The 16,420-nt window shown below is 70.4% G+C and carries 14 protein-coding genes, 1 tRNA gene and 1 pseudogene; 10 read left to right on the top strand and 6 right to left on the bottom strand.

Going from position 1 to position 16,420, the window contains the following annotated elements; genetic code table 11:
- The first annotated feature begins 258 nt into the window (after positions 1–258).
- The 5 genes from ACZ5VC_RS30435 to ACZ5VC_RS30415 all read left to right on the top strand — a co-directional run bounded on the left by ACZ5VC_RS30435 (position 259) and on the right by ACZ5VC_RS30415 (position 4,370).
- Positions 259–1,446 carry a sensor histidine kinase gene (locus ACZ5VC_RS30435; RefSeq protein WP_469123197.1) on the top strand — a complete coding sequence of 396 codons (1,188 nt, stop codon included), beginning with the start codon at positions 259–261 and terminating at the stop codon, positions 1,444–1,446.
- Positions 1,443–2,063, top strand: coding sequence for a response regulator (locus ACZ5VC_RS30430; RefSeq protein WP_469123196.1), 621 nt, complete (start codon positions 1,443–1,445; stop codon positions 2,061–2,063). Before ACZ5VC_RS30435 ends, ACZ5VC_RS30430 begins: the two co-directional genes overlap by 4 nt.
- A gap of 85 nt (positions 2,064–2,148) precedes the next feature.
- On the top strand, positions 2,149–2,667 hold the full coding sequence (locus tag ACZ5VC_RS30425) for a hypothetical protein (RefSeq protein WP_469123195.1): 519 nt from the start codon (positions 2,149–2,151) through the stop codon (positions 2,665–2,667).
- Positions 2,668–2,680: 13 nt separating this feature from the next.
- Positions 2,681–3,181 (top strand): hypothetical protein, encoded by a 501-nt coding sequence (locus ACZ5VC_RS30420; RefSeq protein WP_468712476.1) that lies wholly within the window; start codon positions 2,681–2,683, stop codon positions 3,179–3,181.
- A 190-nt stretch (positions 3,182–3,371) separates the two neighbouring features.
- Positions 3,372–4,370 carry a zinc-binding dehydrogenase gene (locus ACZ5VC_RS30415; protein ID WP_469123194.1) on the top strand — a complete coding sequence of 333 codons (999 nt, stop codon included), beginning with the start codon at positions 3,372–3,374 and terminating at the stop codon, positions 4,368–4,370.
- A 54-nt stretch (positions 4,371–4,424) separates the two neighbouring features.
- On the opposite strand, the gene ACZ5VC_RS30410 is transcribed toward ACZ5VC_RS30415, so the two are convergent.
- Positions 4,425–4,895: a GNAT family N-acetyltransferase gene (locus ACZ5VC_RS30410; RefSeq protein WP_469123193.1), complete on the bottom strand. Its 471-nt coding sequence runs from the start codon at positions 4,893–4,895 to the stop codon at positions 4,425–4,427.
- A 156-nt stretch (positions 4,896–5,051) separates the two neighbouring features.
- Here ACZ5VC_RS30410 and ACZ5VC_RS30405 point away from each other — a divergent pair, with 156 nt between their 5' ends.
- Positions 5,052–6,443: an NAD(P)/FAD-dependent oxidoreductase gene (locus tag ACZ5VC_RS30405; RefSeq protein ID WP_469123192.1), complete on the top strand. Its 1,392-nt coding sequence runs from the start codon at positions 5,052–5,054 to the stop codon at positions 6,441–6,443.
- A gap of 673 nt (positions 6,444–7,116) precedes the next feature.
- Here ACZ5VC_RS30405 and ACZ5VC_RS30400 read toward each other — a convergent pair.
- Positions 7,117–7,653, bottom strand: a complete 537-nt coding sequence (locus ACZ5VC_RS30400) for a hypothetical protein (protein ID WP_469123191.1) — start codon at positions 7,651–7,653, stop codon at positions 7,117–7,119.
- Positions 7,654–8,880: 1,227 nt separating this feature from the next.
- Between ACZ5VC_RS30400 and ACZ5VC_RS30395 the strand changes: the two are divergent.
- Positions 8,881–9,248: pseudogene (locus tag ACZ5VC_RS30395) on the top strand (tyrosine-type recombinase/integrase); the annotation flags it as partial.
- 44 nt (positions 9,249–9,292) lie between these two features.
- Here ACZ5VC_RS30395 and ACZ5VC_RS30390 read toward each other — a convergent pair.
- A tRNA-Thr gene (locus ACZ5VC_RS30390) sits at positions 9,293–9,369 on the bottom strand.
- 181 nt (positions 9,370–9,550) lie between these two features.
- On the opposite strand from ACZ5VC_RS30390, the gene ACZ5VC_RS30385 reads away from it, so the two are divergent.
- The 3 genes from ACZ5VC_RS30385 (at position 9,551) to ACZ5VC_RS30375 (ending at position 12,025) form a co-directional block, all read left to right on the top strand.
- A complete protein-coding gene (locus tag ACZ5VC_RS30385) occupies positions 9,551–10,648 on the top strand; it encodes an ABC transporter ATP-binding protein (RefSeq protein ID WP_469123190.1) in 1,098 nt (365 codons plus the stop codon).
- A gap of 213 nt (positions 10,649–10,861) precedes the next feature.
- Positions 10,862–11,275, top strand: coding sequence for a hypothetical protein (locus ACZ5VC_RS30380; RefSeq protein ID WP_468712489.1), 414 nt, complete (start codon positions 10,862–10,864; stop codon positions 11,273–11,275).
- Positions 11,276–11,308: 33 nt separating this feature from the next.
- Entirely contained in the window at positions 11,309–12,025 is a 717-nt protein-coding gene (locus tag ACZ5VC_RS30375; protein ID WP_469123189.1) for a nucleotidyltransferase family protein, read from the top strand.
- Positions 12,026–12,186: 161 nt separating this feature from the next.
- Here ACZ5VC_RS30375 and ACZ5VC_RS30370 read toward each other — a convergent pair whose 3' ends face one another.
- From ACZ5VC_RS30370 to cysS, 3 genes are all read right to left on the bottom strand, one after another.
- Entirely contained in the window at positions 12,187–13,740 is a 1,554-nt protein-coding gene (locus ACZ5VC_RS30370; RefSeq protein ID WP_469123188.1) for a DoxX family membrane protein, read from the bottom strand.
- A 191-nt stretch (positions 13,741–13,931) separates the two neighbouring features.
- Positions 13,932–14,891 (bottom strand): 23S rRNA (guanosine(2251)-2'-O)-methyltransferase RlmB, encoded by a 960-nt coding sequence (rlmB, locus tag ACZ5VC_RS30365; RefSeq protein ID WP_469123230.1) that lies wholly within the window; start codon positions 14,889–14,891, stop codon positions 13,932–13,934.
- A gap of 103 nt (positions 14,892–14,994) precedes the next feature.
- Positions 14,995–16,395: a cysteine--tRNA ligase gene (cysS, locus tag ACZ5VC_RS30360; protein ID WP_469123187.1), complete on the bottom strand. Its 1,401-nt coding sequence runs from the start codon at positions 16,393–16,395 to the stop codon at positions 14,995–14,997.
- Positions 16,396–16,420: the final 25 nt, after the last annotated feature.

Raw genomic sequence — 16,420 nt, 5'->3', positions numbered from 1 at the left:
GGAGCGGATGCCTCCGTCGCGCATGATGGACGACAGGAGGGTCAGCCGATCGGTTGATGCCGATCTGGTCCCGCCGGGTCACCATGAAGACATCCACCCAGGTCAGTAGGAGACCGAGGTCAGGTCGGTACGAGTCCGAGGTCGGTGCCGGCCCCGGGCCAGTGCCGGCTCGTGGCCGTACGAGCCTGGCCGTACGAGCCCGGCGCCGACCGGATCCCGGGCCGGCCGGATCCCGGACCAGTACCCGTGCCGCGCGCCATGCGAGAGGAGCCAGCGGTGACCCACGAGCACGACCCAGACGCCCACTGGCTCGCCCGGGTCATGCACGCGGCGTTCTTCGTGCTCCTCGGCGCCTCCCTCGCCCGCTATCTGCTGCGCCACCCGTGGGAGGGCCGCAGCCCCTGGATCGTCGCCCTGAGCGGCGCGCTCGTCTCGCTGTACGTCCTCGGTCCCGTCCTCGGCACCCGCGCCACTCCCCGCCGGATCGCCTGGCTGTCCACCGTCGTCGCCGTCTGGATGGTCCTGGTCGTCCTCGCGCCGAGCTTCGCCTGGTGCGCCGTACCGCTCTTCTACACCGGACTGCGCACCCTCCCGCCCCGCGCCGCGATCGTCCTCGTCGCCCTGCTCACCGCGTTCGTCGTCGCCGCACAGCTCCAGCTCGCCCATGGCGCGTTCGACCCGAACCTGGTGGTCGCGCCGCCCGCCGTCGCCGCCGTCGCGACCGCCGTCTTCGTCCACGCGCAGCGCCAGACCGACCGGCAGCGCACCCTGATCGACGACCTGATCAGGACCCGCCGCGAACTGGCCGCGACCGAACGCCGCGAAGGCACCCTCGCCGAACGGCAGCGCCTGTCCATGGAGATCCACGACACCCTCGCCCAAGGCCTGTCCAGCCAGCAGATGCTGCTCCAGGCCGCCGAACGCACCTGGGACAGCGACCCGTCGACCGCCCGTCGCCATGTCCGTACGGCCGAGTCCATCGCCGAACGCAACCTCGCCGAAGCCCGCCGCTTCGTCCACGACCTCGCGCCCGCCGACCTCGCCGAGGGCGGCGGACTGGAACAGGCCCTGCGCTCCCTCGCCGCCCGCGAGTCCGCCGGCTGTCGCGTCGACGGCACACCCGTCCCGCTGCCCGACCGGGTCCAGTCGGCGCTGCTGCGCATCGCCCAGGGCGCGCTGGCGAACGTACGCGAGCACGCGAACGCCACAGCCGCCGCGTTGACCCTGACCTACCTCGACGACCAGGTCGTCCTCGACATCGCGGACGACGGCCGCGGGTTCGACCCGCACGATTCGGCGCTGTCGCCGGACAAGGGCGTACGAGGACACGGCCTGCCCGCGATCCGGGCCCGCGTCCAGCAGCTCGGCGGCACCCTCACCATCGAGTCCGCCCCCGGCGAAGGCACCGTGCTCTCCGCCGCGATCCCCCTGGAGGTCGGGCAGTGACGGTCCGGATCCTGCTCTGCGACGACCACGCCGTCGTACGCGCCGGGCTGCTCGCGCTGCTCGGCAGCGAGCCCGAGATCGAGGTCGTCGGAGAGGCGGGCAGCGGCGAGGAGGCCGTGGCCATGGCCGCCAAGCTCGCCCCCGACGTCGTACTGATGGACCTCCAGCTCGGCCCGGGCATCGACGGCGTGGAGGCGACCCGCCGGATCGCGACCCCGGCCGTGCATGTCCTCGTCCTCACCACCTACGACACGGACGCCGACATCACCCGCGCCATCGAGGCGGGCGCCACCGGCTATCTGCTGAAGGCGGAGCGCCCGGAGGAGCTGTTCGCGGCGATCCACTCGGCCGCCCAGGGCCGTACGACCCTGTCCGCGCCTGTGGCCGGGCGGGTCATGGACCGGATGCGCGGCGCGGCGCCACCCACACTGACCGACCGCGAACGGGACATCCTCGGCCAGCTCGCGCAGGGGCTCGGCAACCGGGAGATCGCCCGGGCGCTGTTCATCAGCGAGGCGACGGTGAAGACCCACCTGGGCCGCATCTACGGCAAGTTGGGAGTGGACACGCGAGCGGGCGCGGTGGCGGTTGCCAAGGAGCGCCGGCTCCTCCCGTAGGGCACGGCGCCTCCCCCGTACGGTGGAGGCAACCGGCCGCGGGGGACGAAGCGCGGGCCCCCTGCCCGGGGCCAGAGTGAGAGCCATGACGACAACAGCAGCCCAGACGCCCACGCCCCGGAACACCCCCGCCCCCGCACCGGCACCGCGCTGGGCCCGTCGCGCCGCCCATGCCATCGCCCTGTGCGCCCTCCCCTCCGGCCTGTGGCGGATCGCCATGGCGAGCGGCATCTACGTCGGCTACAGCGAGCGAATCCTGCGCGACGTCTTCGACATCCCGGGCTGGGGCATCGCGTACGTCGTCGGCCTCTCCGTCCTCTCCGAGCTGGCCGCCCTCCTCCCGCTGCTCCTCGTCACCGACCGGTGGCGGCCCCTGCGCCCCCGGACCCTCGCCGCCTGCGCATGGACGGCGTCGGCCGTGCTGGTCCTGGTCGCGCTGTCGCAGTTCGTGGTCCTCTTCACCGTCGAGAGCCAGACCTACATGACCGCCACGGCCAACACCGTCTGGGGGTTCTTCTTCGCCCCGCTGGCCGCCATCCCTGTCCTGATGACCGCCGTGACCTGGTCCTACGCGAAGCGGCACCGCGCACACCACGGGGCATGACACCATCGCGTACGTGCTCGACATCGGCTACTCCCTCTCCCGCCGCTTCCCGGACCCCCCGCAGACCGACTACCGGCGCGCGGACGTCCAGGCCATCCGCCACGACCTCTTCTGCGGAGACGTCTATCTGGCGGACACCAAGGCCGACCGCGAAGTGTCCACAGCCTGGGGATGGGTCCCGGTGCTCGACTGGGCCTGGGCCCTGTGCGACATCGTCGAGCAGCTCGACCGCGACCCGCGCGGCAGCCGCGCCTCCCAGCCGCAGTACGCCGAACTCGACTTCACCGAGTCCACCGACCGGATGCTCTTCGAGCGACGCTTCGGCTGGGTCGACGTCGAGGCCGACTGGATGCCCGGCGACGAACCCCCGCTCACCTTCAGCCACAGCGAACTGCGCCGCGAGGCACGCGACTTCCTGCACGACCTGATCGCCGACCTCACCGACATGCACGAGGGCCTCGCGGACAACCCGGTGATCTGGGACCTCCAGGCCCGCTTCCCCCGCACCCCCTGAGGCGGCAGCGCGCCCCCTGGCCTCGGCGCACCTCAGACCGGCGCCCACCCCCGCCACGGCTCACCCCCGGCCGGCGCCGCCCCTGCCACGTCTCACCCCGGCCGGCGCCCGCCCCCGCCGCGGCTTGACCTCAAGGGCGCTTGAGGTCGGAGGCTGTTCCCGTAGCAGCCGCCCACCAGGGGAGCCCGACATGCACGCCATCCGCCTCCACGCCTTCGGCCCCGCCGAGAACCTCCTCTACGAGGAGACGCCCGACCCGCAGCCCGGCCCCGGCCAGGTACGGATCGCCGTCACCGCCGCGGGCGTCCACCTCCTCGACACCGCGCTGCGCCAAGGCATGACAGGCCCGTTCCCCGCCCCCGCCGAACTGCCCACCATCCCCGGCCGCGAAGTCGCCGGCACCGTCGACCGGCTCGGCGAAGGCACCGACCCCTCCTGGCTCGGCAAGCGCGTCGTCGCCCACCTCGGCATCGCCCCCGGGGGCTACGCCGAACTCGCCGTCGTCGACGCCGCCAAGCTCCACGAACTGCCCCCGCACCTCGGCGACGCCGAAGCCGTCGCCATGATCGGCACCGGCCGCACCACACTCGGCATCCTGCAGTTCACCGAACTCGGCCCCGGCTCGATCGCGATCGTCCCGGCCGCCGCCGGCGGCATCGGCACCCTCCTCGTCCAGTACGCGAAGAACGCCGGCGCCACCGTCATCGGCCTCGCCGGCGGACCGCAGAAGGTCGCCCGCGTCCGCGAGAACGGCGCCGACCTCGCCGTCGACTACAAGCAGCCGGACTGGCCCGACCACGTCCGCGCCTTCCTCAAGGACAGGCGGGCCACCGACGTCTTCGACTCCGTCGGCGGCGACACCGGCCGCGCCGCCGTCGACCTCCTCGGCAAGGGCGGCCGGCACCTCGTCTTCGGCTGGTCGGGAAAGGGCCCCCACGACGGGACCCCCCTCACCTTCACCGACGAGGAACTCGCCGAGCGCGGCATCACCTCCGAGGGCGTCCTCGGCGCCACCATGATCGAGAAGGCCGGCGGAGACGTACGCGCCCTCGAAACCCGCTCCCTCGCCGAAGCCGCGTCCGGCCGCCTGCGCCCCGCCGTCCAGCGCTTCCCCCTCGCCGAGGCAGCGGCCGCCCACCACGCCCTGGAGACCCGGGGCACGATGGGCAAGGTCGTCCTGATCCCCTGAGCTTCTGAGCTTCTGAGCTTCTGAGCTTCTGACAGGACCGAGACGATCCAGGGTCTACGAACCCAGCTGGGTCAGCGCCTCGTCGGTCAGCCGGTACACGGTCCACTCGTCCTGCGGCCTCGCGCCCAGCGACTTGTAGAAGTTGATCGACGGGGTGTTCCAGTCCAGCACCGACCACTCCAGCCGCTCGTACCCACGCTCCACACAGATCCGCGCCAGCTCCGCCAGCAGCGCCTTCCCGTGCCCGCCGCCCCGCATCTCCGGCCGGACATACAGATCCTCCAGATAGATCCCGTGCACCCCCCGCCACGTCGAGAAGTTGAGGAACCACAGACAGAACCCGGCCACCTCACCCTCCTCCGTCTCAGCGATGTGAGCGAACGCCGCGGGCCGCTCCCCGAACAACGCCTCCCGCAACTGCGCCTCACTCGCCCGCGCCTCATCGAGCGCCCGCTCGTACTCGGCGAGCTCACGGACCATCGCGTGAATGACAGGGACATCGGCAGGTTCAGCAGTACGAATCATGAAGTCAGCCTCCCCCGAACCCGCCCTCCCGCGCCAGCAACAACCGAGCGGCCACCCGCGCCCCACACGACGAAATCCGCAGGCCCAAAGCCCCGCCGCATCCAGTAACGTCCCGCCACACGCACCCGTCCGCACCCACTCGCACCGAGGAACACCATGAGCACCGTCAACGGCGGCATATCGTTCTGGTACGCGCAGGAGGGGGTCCCCGCCCCCCGCGAGCCGCTGCCCGGCGACGCCACGGCCGACGTCTGCATCGTCGGCGGCGGCTACACCGGACTCTGGACGGCCTACTACCTCAAAAAAGCCGTGCCCTTCCTCAACATCACCGTCCTCGAAGCCAAGTTCTGCGGCTACGGCGCCTCCGGCCGCAACGGTGGCTGGCTCTACAACGGCATCGCCGGCCGCGACCGCTACGCCAAGCTCCACGGCCGGGACGCCGCCGTCCGCCTCCAGCAGGCGATGAACGACACCGTCACCGAAGTGATCCAGGTCTGCGACACCGAAGGCATCGACGCCGACATCCACCACGGCGGCGTCCTCGAAGTCGCGCACTCCCCCGCCCAGTTGACTCGCCTCAAGGCCTTCCACGCCGCCGAGACCGCCTTCGGCGAAAAGGACCGCGAACTCCTCGGCGCCCGCGAAACCGCCGAGCGCATCCGCGTCACCGGAGCCGTCGGCTCCACCTGGACCCCCCACGGCGCCCGCCTCCACCCGGTAAAACTCGTCCAGGGCCTCGCCGCCGCCGTCGAAGCACTCGGCGTCACCATCCACGAATCGACGCCCGTCTCCGAGATCCGCCCCAAGCACGCCATCACCCCGTACGGCACGGTCCGCGCCCCGTACATCCTGCGCTGCACCGAAGGCTTCACCGCCAACCTCAAGGGCCTCAAGCGCACCTGGCTCCCCATGAACTCATCCATGATCGCCACCGAGCCCCTCCCCGAGGAGATCTGGGCACAGATCGGCTGGGAAGGCCGCGAAACCCTCGGCGACATGGCCCACGCCTACATGTACGCCCAGCGCACCGCCGACAACCGCATCGCCCTCGGCGGCCGTGGCATCCCCTACCGCTACGGCTCCCGCACCGACAACGACGGCCGCACCCAGCCCGAGACCATCGACGCACTCCGCGAGATCCTCGTCCGCTTCTTCCCCCAGCTCGCCGGCGTCGGCATCAGCCACGCCTGGTCCGGCGTCCTCGGCGTCCCCCGCGACTGGTGCGCCACGGTCACCCTCGACCGCTCCACCGGCCTCGGCTGGGCCGGCGGCTACGTCGGCTCCGGCGTCGCCACCACCAACCTCGCGGCCCGCACCCTGCGCGACCTGATCCAGCAGGACTCCGGCCAGGGCGGCCCCACCGACCTGACGACGCTGCCCTGGGTCAACCACAAGGTCCGCACCTGGGAACCGGAACCCTTCCGCTGGCTCGGCGTCCACGCCCTCTACGCGGCCTACCGCACCGCGGACCGCCAGGAGTCCCAGTCCCCCACGTCCGAAACGGCCCGCCTCGCCCAGGTGGCGGACCGCATCTCGGGCCGCCACTGAAAACACCCGTGGCCCGGACCTGAAAACGGTCCGGGCCACGAGTCTGCTGGAGCCCCACTGTCGGATTCGAACCGACGACCTACGCATTACAAGTTGTCAGATCTTGTTCCGGGGGTGTCCGCACTCGTCCGCGAAGGGCATGGCCTCGCTGGTCAGCGTCGTTGCGAGTCGTGAGCCGACATCCCCGGACAGCAGTGGAAACCGAGGCAACTGAGACCAGGAATGAGACCGCCAAAGCGGTTATCTGGGGTGCTCAGGAGCCGTAAGGCAAGCAAGTCAAGTGGGTCCGATCGGTCCGTGCCTCACAGATATCCGGGGGTCGTCAGGCACGTACGGCACGTCAACGACGGGCGTGTTCGGCGGCCTGGGCGAGGTCTGCCGCGAAGTCCGGATTCTCCCGGTTACAGCGTCTGTGCGACATCACGCGAGTTCTCCTGAGCCCCAATGAGCCTCGACCGCTGTGGCCAGGGGATCCTTCCCCCTCCGAGTGTCTCGGCGCCGGGTGACGTAACTTCGGGATTTTTGACGCGCCCTCATCGTGTCCGACCGATCTGCGGTCCGGGTGAAGACGAAGCGACGCAGGTTGTCGATGCCAGCAGCGGCGGGACAGGAAGGGTGCCCATGGATCAAGGACTCGCGGCCTTTCTCACCGACATGGCACCCTACGGCCTGTCTACTTGATCAGGGCATTCGCGATAATGATCACCAGGCCGATCAGCATGTCCAGGCCCCCTGCCCGGCACGAGGACGGCCATCCGTGCCCGGCGGTGCGGGCGGCCCAGGTGCCCCAGCCGAACAAGGCGACGGTGTTGAACAGCAGGGCCGCGTCCACAGCCGTGGCCTCTGCCCACCACCCGGCTACCGCGGCAAGCAGCATCCCCACCGTGGGCAGCACGGCGGCGACCAGTGGCCACTCGGAGAGCACCGACCGCAGTCTGCTGGTGGTGGCTGCCCCGTCGACGGACGCACGCTGGGCGATGACGTGCGCGTACCCGTGGGCGGTGCCTGACGCCAGCGCGGTGAGCAGTACCCACAGTGCGTCCGGACCGGGATCGGCCTTCTCGCCCGTCGCGTCCAGCGCGGCCACCAGGGCGCTGGCCAGCACCAGTCCGTAGATGCCGCTGAACAGCGACTGCTCCGGCGGCCGGTGCCGCGAGATCCACCTTGGTGCGACGTTCTCGGGGCGGGCAGGGCCGGCGCGGTCGGGCATCGCATCGCCTCGGTGCGGGAAAAGGGGCTGGGTCCGCACATACTCACCCGCGTGACGTCAGGGAACACGACGCCACGCGCTGCTCGCATGATTGTTGTGCCCTAATCAAGGGTGGCCGGACGCCGGTGTCGGGTCCCCTGTCGGTAACGGCCGGCACGGCACCCCATCGGGTCAGCAGCAGCGGCTGCTCGGATGGGCCTCCTGGTGCCGGGTGCTGCCGGTGTTCGTAGTGCCGACGGGTCGGCAGGGGGCGTGCGGGTGGCTACGGCGGTGGCGTGCGCAGCAGCGGTCGTACTCCGCCTCGCCGGTGAGCTTCTCCAGACCAGCCTCGGCGCTGACCCGGCGTGTTCGCCGTGAACCCGCGGGCCCATCCCCGAAAATGGTGGCACCGGACCGTCGGGTTCCCGCTGAAACACCTTCAGTTACCGCGAACCCGCGGGCTTCGGAGGCCCTGCGCTCGGGTAGCTACGACGAAGTGACAAGTAACGGCCTGTAGTCAAACGTGGCCTTTGGTTTCTTGAAGCCCGACCGGCAGCGCGAGCCGCTCCGGCCGCCATGATCAATCTCACCGTTAACCGCCGTACGGCTACTACTCGCCCCCGGGCGATTCGCATGCGGTCGGGCAGAGGTGGGAATAGCCCAGGTACTCATGTCCGCAGAGTGAGCAATCCTGGGGGGAATCATGACGGGTGACCGTCACAGTGCGGCCAGCCCAGCTCGCCGCACCCGGCGCCAGAAGATAGCGGCTCGGTTTAGTCTCCATCCGATAACGATCGCCATATGGGGCTTTTTGCTGCTGCTGGTGGTGCTCGGCGTGATTGTTGCGCACACCTACCACGGCACTGGCGAGCCGTGCCCGCCCAGCAAGGTCTGTAATTTCGTCCGTTGAGCTTGCCGAACCGGCCAAACTCCCACCGGACGTCGTCCAGGTCGAGCATCCGTGCCTCGTTGATCCGCAGTCCCAACGGCCTGCGGTCACCCGAACCCGGAACAACACGCCGTCACATCGGCTACAGAGAGCTACTTGTCCCGCCCCCCGGCCGAACATGATCAAGGCCTGATCGCCCGCCAGAACGACGCGGCCCAGAAAGCCACATCAGCCCCATTCGGCCGGCACCCGCGTACGGCGCCCCCGCCATCCCGGAGTTGGAGCGCCCCCGCCGGAGGCATGCTTGTGCGTGATGGAACCGCCAGCCCGCAGGGATTGGGCTCGACTCATGCCCTTGGCCCGACGGCCGGCCGCTGGACCCGCGTCAGGACTGGGAGGAGTTCAAGGAAATTTTGGAGGAGGCGGGGATTGACGACCGTCGTCTCTACGACGGGAGCCGCCACACTGCCGGCACGATCCTGAACGAGCTGGGGGTGCCCCTCGTGACCATCATGGAGATCCTGCGGCACACCCAGGTGACCCAGACCCGCCGATATGTGAAGGGTCGGTCCGAGCAGTCCCGGGACGCGATGAAGCGCATGGGAGACGCCTTCCTCCCCAGCTCCGGCCGCCGGTTCGGCGGGCTCCGCAGGACCCTACTGAGACCAGAACTGAGACCACCGGCAGCCGGGCCGCCCGCGCCCGACTCCGGCGTCGCATTCGTTGAACAACAAAACCCCAGGTCAGAAAGAATCTGACCTGGGGTTCTCGTGGAGCCCCCTGTCGGATTCGAACCGACGACCTACGCATTACAAGTGCGTTGCTCTGGCCAGCTGAGCTAAGGAGGCAAGGAGTGCAGTGTAACCAACGCCCGCACCGCCCCGGTCGAAAATTTCCGCGCCTCCGGACTGCTGACAGATCGGACATCGCCAGGTAGCGTCCTGACCCAGTTCACTCAGCTGGACTACACCACTCATCCCTGTACTCGGATCGTCCGGCACGTTCCTGCCGGTGAAGGGACACATCACCATGGCTTCTGTCACGTTCGACAAAGCGACCCGGCTCTACCCGGGGTCCACCAAGCCCGCCGTCGACCAGCTCGAGCTGGAAGTCGCGGACGGCGAGTTCCTCGTACTCGTCGGCCCCTCCGGCTGCGGCAAGTCCACCTCGCTCCGGATGCTCGCCGGGCTCGAGGACGTCAACGGCGGTGCCATCCGCATCGGTGACCGTGATGTCACGCATCTGCCGCCGAAGGACCGGGACATCGCCATGGTGTTCCAGAACTACGCGCTCTACCCGCACATGACCGTCGCCGACAACATGGGCTTCGCGCTCAAGATCGCCGGGGTCAACAAGAGCGAGATCCGCGCGAAGGTCGAGGAGGCGGCGAAGATCCTCGACCTCACCGAGTACCTGGACCGCAAGCCGAAGGCGCTCTCCGGTGGCCAGCGGCAGCGTGTCGCGATGGGGCGCGCCATCGTGCGGGAACCGCAGGTGTTCCTCATGGACGAGCCGCTGTCCAACCTCGACGCCAAGCTCCGCGTCTCGACCCGTACGCAGATCGCCTCGCTCCAGCGGCGTCTCGGCATCACCACCGTGTACGTCACGCACGACCAGGTCGAGGCCATGACCATGGGCGACCGTGTGGCCGTCCTCAAGGACGGTCTGCTCCAGCAGGTCGACTCGCCGCGCAACATGTACGACCGCCCGGCCAACCTCTTCGTCGCCGGCTTCATCGGCTCCCCGGCCATGAACCTGGTCGAGGTTCCGATCACCGACGGTGGTGTGAAGTTCGGCAACAGCGTCGTCCCGGTCTCCCGTGAGGCGCTCACCGCAGCCGCCGACAAGGGCGACACCACGGTGACCGTCGGCGTCCGCCCCGAGCACTTCGACGTGTCCGGCGCGGACAGCGAGGAGGGCCTGGCCGTCTCCGTGAACGTCGTCGAGGAGCTCGGCGCCGACGGCTACGTGTACGGCTCCGCCCGGGTCGGCGGCGAGGACAAGGACCTGGTCGTCCGTGTCGGTGGCCGTGCCGTCCCGGACAAGGGCGCCGTGCTGCACGTGGTCCCCCGCCCGGGTGAGATCCATGTGTTCTCGACGTCGACGGGCGAGCGCCTCAGCGACTGATCCGCAACCGCAGTTCCGCCACCTGGCCCCGCACTCCGGTGCGGGGCCTCGTGCGTGCTCCGGACACCCTCGAACTCGTGTCGACAAATACCCCGGCAGACCGGCCAATTCGGACTTCGGCGTCAACACCCGATTCGAAAAGAACCCTCGAACCATCCCCCGCGAGAGTGACTAAATGTCGCCAAATCATCACCGGGCGCTACGCTCGCCTCCGTGACCCACACAGCCCGCCGAATCGGCCGCTCTCTCGCCCTCGTCCTGCCCGTCGTCCTGGTGCTCTCCGGAACTCTCGCGGTCACCAGTGTCCCGTGGGCAGGTCATGGAACCGACTCCCAGATGCTGACCGCATCCTCGGAGGACGTCTCCGTACGCGCCAAGCCGCGTGCACCGCAGGATATTCTCCGCGACCGCCTTCTCGCAGAACTTCAGGAGAAGGACCCCGGCACGGCGCTCACCCACCTCCAGCGTGAGGTCGAGGCGCGCCCCTCGCTGGCCAAGCACTGCATGTCGATCGCCCGCGCCCTCGGCCGCGCCGCGGTCCAGCACTACGGCCCCACGCGCGCGCAGTCGTACTCCCGCCCCGTCTGTGACACGTCGTTCGCCTCCGGCGTTCTGTACCAGAGCTGAGCCGGTCCCAGAGGTGCGCATATCGTGCGCGGTATGCATACCTCTCCGACGCAGGCCGTGATCCTGGCGGGCGGCCAGGGCTCGCGCTTGCGCCCGTACACCGACGACCGCCCCAAGCCGATGGTCGAGATCCCGGGAACAGGGGTCCCGATCATCGGCCATCAGCTTTCCTGGCTGGCGTCCGAGGGCGTCACGGACGCCGTGGTGTCCTGCGGGCACCTCGCCGGGGTGCTCGAGGACTGGCTCGCGGGCGCCGATCTGCCGTTGCGGGTCAAGACGGTCGTGGAGACGGAGCCGCTGGGCCGCGGTGGCGGCCTCAAGTACGCGGCCGCGCATCTGCCGGAGCCCGAGCAGCCCTGGTACGCCACCAACGGTGACATCTGGACCCGCTTCTCGCTGCGGGAGATGGCCGCGTTCCATGCCGAGCGTGACGCGACGGCGACGCTGGCCCTGGCCCGGCCCCGGATTCCGTGGGGGGCCGTGGAGACCGACGCCTTCGGTCACATCACCGACTTCATCGAGTCGCCGCCGTCGCCGTACCTGATCAACGCGGGTGTGTACGTCTTCTCCGCCGCGTTCACCGAGCTGCTGCCGGACCAGGGCGACCACGAGCGCACGACGTTCCCGCGCCTGGCCCGCGAACGGAGCCTGGCGGGCTTCCCGTTGCCGCAGGGGGCGTACTGGCGCGCCATCGACACGGCGAAGGACCTGGCGGAGGCCGCCAAGGAACTGGCGCTCCACGGCCCCTGAGCGCCTTCCTCCCGGCCCTGGTTCCCGCCCGGGGCCCCGGGGCCGTGAGGACCTCCGGCGTCCCTGCCCGAGCGTCCAGGCCCACCCACGGCTCCCCCTCGCGCACAGAAGGGCGGCCACCGCTTCCGCGGTGGCCGCCCTTCTCCGTGTCCGTGGGGAGGTCAGCCCAGCAGGCCGCCGATCGGGTTGCTGCTGTCGCCGCCCGAGCCGCCGTCGTCGGAGCCGCCGGTCGAACCGCCGCCACCGGTGCCGCCCGTGGAGGTCGGGCCGGTGCTGGTCGCCGGCGGGGGTGCCGGCTTGGAGTGCCGCGGGGGACGCTGGCCGGTGCCCTGGGAGGAGCTGGGACGGCCGCCCTCGATCCGGCCCGACTCGCGGACCTTGCCCGCCGGGGAGGACTTCTCCGCCGAGGGACTGCTGTCGGCGCCGCCGGAGGGGGACGGCTTGGGCCGCTTGGTCGGCGCCTTGAAGGACGGGCTGCGCTCGCCCGGCTCCTGCGGAAGGGGCTGGCCCGGCAGGTGGTTGATCGGGTCGTCGTTCGGTCCGGGGACGGTGACCATGTCGGTGGACCGTACGGCTCCGCCGAGGACCGAGCCGGTCAGCAGTGTCAGGCCGACGACGAGGGCCGCCATGACGGTGCCGCGGCGCAGTACCCGGCGCCGCAGGTCCCAGAGTTCGGCGCGCGGGCCGAGCCTGCGCCAGGCCTCGCCCGCGAGACGGCCGTCGAGCGAGTAGACGGGGGCGCCCGCGATGATCAGCGGGGACCAGGCGGCGAGGAAGATGATGTCGGGCGCGTCGTAGACGGGGACGGTCTTCCAGCTGACGGTGAGGATCAGCGCGGCCGACAGGAGAGCCCCGCCGACGGCCGCGACCCGCTGCCAGAGGCCGAGGACGGTGAGGACGCCGACGACGACCTGGAGGAAGGCCACGGTGAGTCCGGCGCCGACGGGGTGCTGGAGGGCGAAGTCGCGCAGCGGTTCGGCGAGGGGCCACGGGTGGAGCGAGGTGAGCCACTTGACCATGGAGCCGCGCTCGCCGCCGTCGAAGTAGACGGGGTCGCAGAGCTTGCCCATGCCGGCGTAGATGGAGATGAAGCCGAGGAAGACGCGCAGCGGGAGCAGGACGACGCCGAGGTTCATGCGGCGGCCGGGGTAGTAGGCGTGGCGGACGCCGGCGGTGTCGGAGGACGCGGGGCGGGTGTCGCCGCGCTGCTGGGGCCGGACGTCGAACCGCTCGTCCTCGTCGGTCCCGCGTGCGTACGACTGGTACGCCTCGTACTCGTCGTAGGCGCTCTCGGCGCGGCGCATCGTCGGCAGCAGCGGGGTGGCGGGGCGGCCGCGAGAGGGGCCGCCGACGGCGGGGCTCTCCATGGTGTCGTCGGCGAGGTCGAGGCGCGGAATGACCTGGGTGGCGCCGGCGTCGAGGGTGCCCACCGCGCCGCTCTCACGGACGGCCTGGAGCAGACCGGTCGCTCCCGGATCTCCGGGGGAGGAGCGTCCGCTCCAGACGACGGGGGCCCTGCGCCGCGCCATGGCCGCCCCGCTGAGCGCGGAAGCCCTGGCGCTCACGGCGAACTTCGGCTTCTGGGCCGGGGCGAGCTGCACACGGAAACTGGCGTGGTTCACGATGACCTGCGCGGGATCGCAATCCACCTTGACCATGCTCAATGCAGGCTGATCGTCGAACCCCGGCCGGGGCGTTCTGGTGTCCACACTCATCTAACCGAGTGACGCGGGATTAGGACACTGCCTTGACGGGCTCGGAATGTCCGAGACCCGTCAAGATCGCCTTCGGCCGGACGGAGTAAGCGCGGGGGTACGGCGGGGGCCGCGGAAAGCGCCCAGTTCAGAGCGCCGGACGCCGGTGTTCCGAACGGCGCCGCGGGTGACCCCCGCCTGTACCTCCGGTGCTAGTGGGCCCTGCGCCGGGCCACTTCGTAGAGCACGATGCCCGCGGCGACACCGGCGTTGAGCGACTCGGCGCCGCCCGGCATCGAGATGCGCACGCGGTAGTCGCAGGTCTCGCCGACGAGGCGGCCGAGGCCCTTGCCCTCGCTGCCGATGACGATGACGACAGGGCCGTCGAGCTGCTCCAGGTCCTCGACCGTGTGCTCGCCGTCGGCGGCCAGGCCGACGACGGTGAGGCCGGCCTTCTGGTAGCTCTCCAGGGCCCGGGTCAGGTTGGTGACGCGGGAGACCGGCGTACGGGCGGCGGTGCCGGCGGAGGACTTCCAGGCGCCGGCCGTCATTCCGGCGGCGCGCCGCTCGGGCACGACCACGCCGTGGCCGCCGAAGGCGGAGACGGAGCGGACGATCGCGCCGAGGTTGCGGGGGTCGGTGACGCCGTCGAGGGCGACGATCAGCGGGTCCTCGCCGTTGTCGTAGGCGGCGGCGGTGAGGTCCTCGGGGTGGGCGTACTCGTAGGGCGGGACCTGGAGGACGAGGCCCTGGTGATTGAGCCCGTTGGTCATCCGGTCGAGCTCGGGGCGCGGGGCTTCCATCAGGTTGATGTTGCCGCGCTCGCCGGCGAGCTTGAGGACGTCACGGACGCGCTCGTCGTTGTCGATGAACTGCTGGACGTAGAGCGTGATCGCGGGGACGCCGTCGCGCAGGGCCTCGTAGACCGGGTTGCGGCCGACGACCATTTCGGACGTGCCCTTGACGCCTCCGCGGCGGGGCGCGGGGCGGCGGGCGGCGGCCTGCTTGGCCTGGGCGTTGGCGATGCGGTTCTTCTTGTGCCCCTTGCGGGCGGAGGCGGGCGGCGTGGGGCCCTTGCCTTCGAGGCCGCGGCGTCGCTGGCCACCGCTGCCGACCTGCGCGCCCTTCTTGTTGGACGTGCGGCGGTTCCTGCGCTGGCTGTTCCCGGCCATGGCTATCTGTTTCCCGTCAATCTCCATCCACATGAGGAATGTGGATCGCGTACATAAGTCAAAGTGTGCCGCCCGGGCTGCCGGGCGGCACATCAGCGGCGGCTCAGCGCGCTCCCAGCGTCCACCGGGGCCCGTCGGGGCTGTCCTCGATGGCGAGGCCGGACTGGTTCAGCTGGTCGCGGATCGCGTCCGCGGTCGCCCAGTCCTTGCGCTCCCGTGCCGACTCGCGCTGCTGGAGCACCAGCCGTACGAGGGTGTCGACGGCACCGTGCAGGTCCTCGCCGCGCTCGGTCTCGCCGGCCCATCGCGGGTCGAGCGGGTCCAGGCCGAGGACACCGAGCATCGCACGTACCTCGGCGAGGCGGGCGATGGCGGCGTCCTTGTCGTCGGCGGCGAGGGCGGAGTTGCCCTGGCGGACCGTGGTGTGGACGACCGCGAGCGCCTGCGGGACGCCCAGGTCGTCGTCCATGGCCTCGGCGAAGGCCGGCGGGACCTCGGCGGAGGGCTCGACGGGGCCGCCCGCCTTCTCCACGACGCGCTGGATGAAGCCCTCGATCCGCGCGAACGCGGACTCGGCCTCGCGCAGGGCCTCCTCGCTGTACTCGATCATCGAGCGGTAGTGCGGGGTGCCCAGGTAATAGCGCAGGACGATGGGGCGCCATGTCTTGGTCATCTCGGAGACGAGCACCGAGTTGCCGAGCGACTTGGACATCTTCTCGCCGCTCAGGGTGACCCAGGCGTTGTGCATCCAGTACCGCGCGAACTCGTCGCCGAAGGCCTTGGCCTGGGCGATCTCGTTCTCGTGGTGGGGGAAGATCAGGTCGAGTCCGCCGCCGTGGATGTCGAAGACGCTGCCCAGGTACTTGTGGGCCATCGCGGAGCACTCGAGGTGCCAGCCGGGGCGGCCGCGGCCCCACGGGGTCTCCCAGTCGGGCTCTCCGGGCTTGGTCGCCTTCCACATGGCGAAGTCGCGGGGGTCGCGCTTGCCGGTGATGCCTTCCTCGCTGGGCTGGCGCAGGTCGTCGATGTCCTGGTTGGACAGCGCCAGGTAGCCGGGGAAGGAGCGCACGTCGAAGTAGACGCTGCCGTCGGCCTCGTACGCGTGGCCGCGCTCGATGAGGCTGCGCATCATCTCGATCATCTCGGGGACGTGGCCGGTGGCGCGCGGCTCGTAGGTCGGCGGCAGGCAACCGAGGGCGTTGTAGCCGTCGTTGAAGGCGCGCTCGTTCTCGTAGCCGATGGACCACCAGGGGCGGCCCTGTTCGGCCGACTTGGCGATGATCTTGTCGTCGATGTCGGTGACGTTCCGGATGAAGGTCACGTCGTAGCCGCGGTAGGTGAACCAGCGGCGCAGGATGTCGAAGTTCAGGTAGGACCTGACGTGCCCGATGTGCGGGGCGGCCTGCACGGTCGCGCCACAGAGGTAGATCGAGACGCAGCCCGGCGTGAGCGGGGTGAAGTCACGGATCTGCCGGGCGCTGGTGTCGTACAGGCGAATAGTCACGGCATCCAGGGTAGTGGCCCCATAC

The sequence above is a fragment of the Streptomyces sp. NPDC033174 genome (assembly GCF_055577795.1).
Note: the sequence above shows the minus strand (reverse complement) of the source record. Positions and strands in the feature narration are given on the sequence as shown.

What these genes read in the sequence shown, in the direction of transcription:
- ACZ5VC_RS30405 (WP_469123192.1), top strand. Translation starts at nt 5,052, where the DNA reads ATGAGCACCGTCAACGGCGGCATATCGTTCTGGTACGCGCAGGAGGGG.
- ACZ5VC_RS30385 (WP_469123190.1), top strand. Translation starts at nt 9,551, where the DNA reads ATGGCTTCTGTCACGTTCGACAAAGCGACCCGGCTCTACCCGGGGTCC.
- ACZ5VC_RS30425 (WP_469123195.1), top strand. Translation starts at nt 2,149, where the DNA reads ATGACGACAACAGCAGCCCAGACGCCCACGCCCCGGAACACCCCCGCC.
- ACZ5VC_RS30410 (WP_469123193.1), bottom strand. Translation starts at nt 4,895, where the DNA reads ATGATTCGTACTGCTGAACCTGCCGATGTCCCTGTCATTCACGCGATG.
- ACZ5VC_RS30375 (WP_469123189.1), top strand. Translation starts at nt 11,309, where the DNA reads ATGCATACCTCTCCGACGCAGGCCGTGATCCTGGCGGGCGGCCAGGGC.
- ACZ5VC_RS30400 (WP_469123191.1), bottom strand. Translation starts at nt 7,653, where the DNA reads ATGCCCGACCGCGCCGGCCCTGCCCGCCCCGAGAACGTCGCACCAAGG.
- rlmB (WP_469123230.1), bottom strand. Translation starts at nt 14,891, where the DNA reads ATGGCCGGGAACAGCCAGCGCAGGAACCGCCGCACGTCCAACAAGAAG.
- ACZ5VC_RS30435 (WP_469123197.1), top strand. Translation starts at nt 259, where the DNA reads ATGCGAGAGGAGCCAGCGGTGACCCACGAGCACGACCCAGACGCCCAC.
- ACZ5VC_RS30415 (WP_469123194.1), top strand. Translation starts at nt 3,372, where the DNA reads ATGCACGCCATCCGCCTCCACGCCTTCGGCCCCGCCGAGAACCTCCTC.
- ACZ5VC_RS30370 (WP_469123188.1), bottom strand. Translation starts at nt 13,740, where the DNA reads ATGAGTGTGGACACCAGAACGCCCCGGCCGGGGTTCGACGATCAGCCT.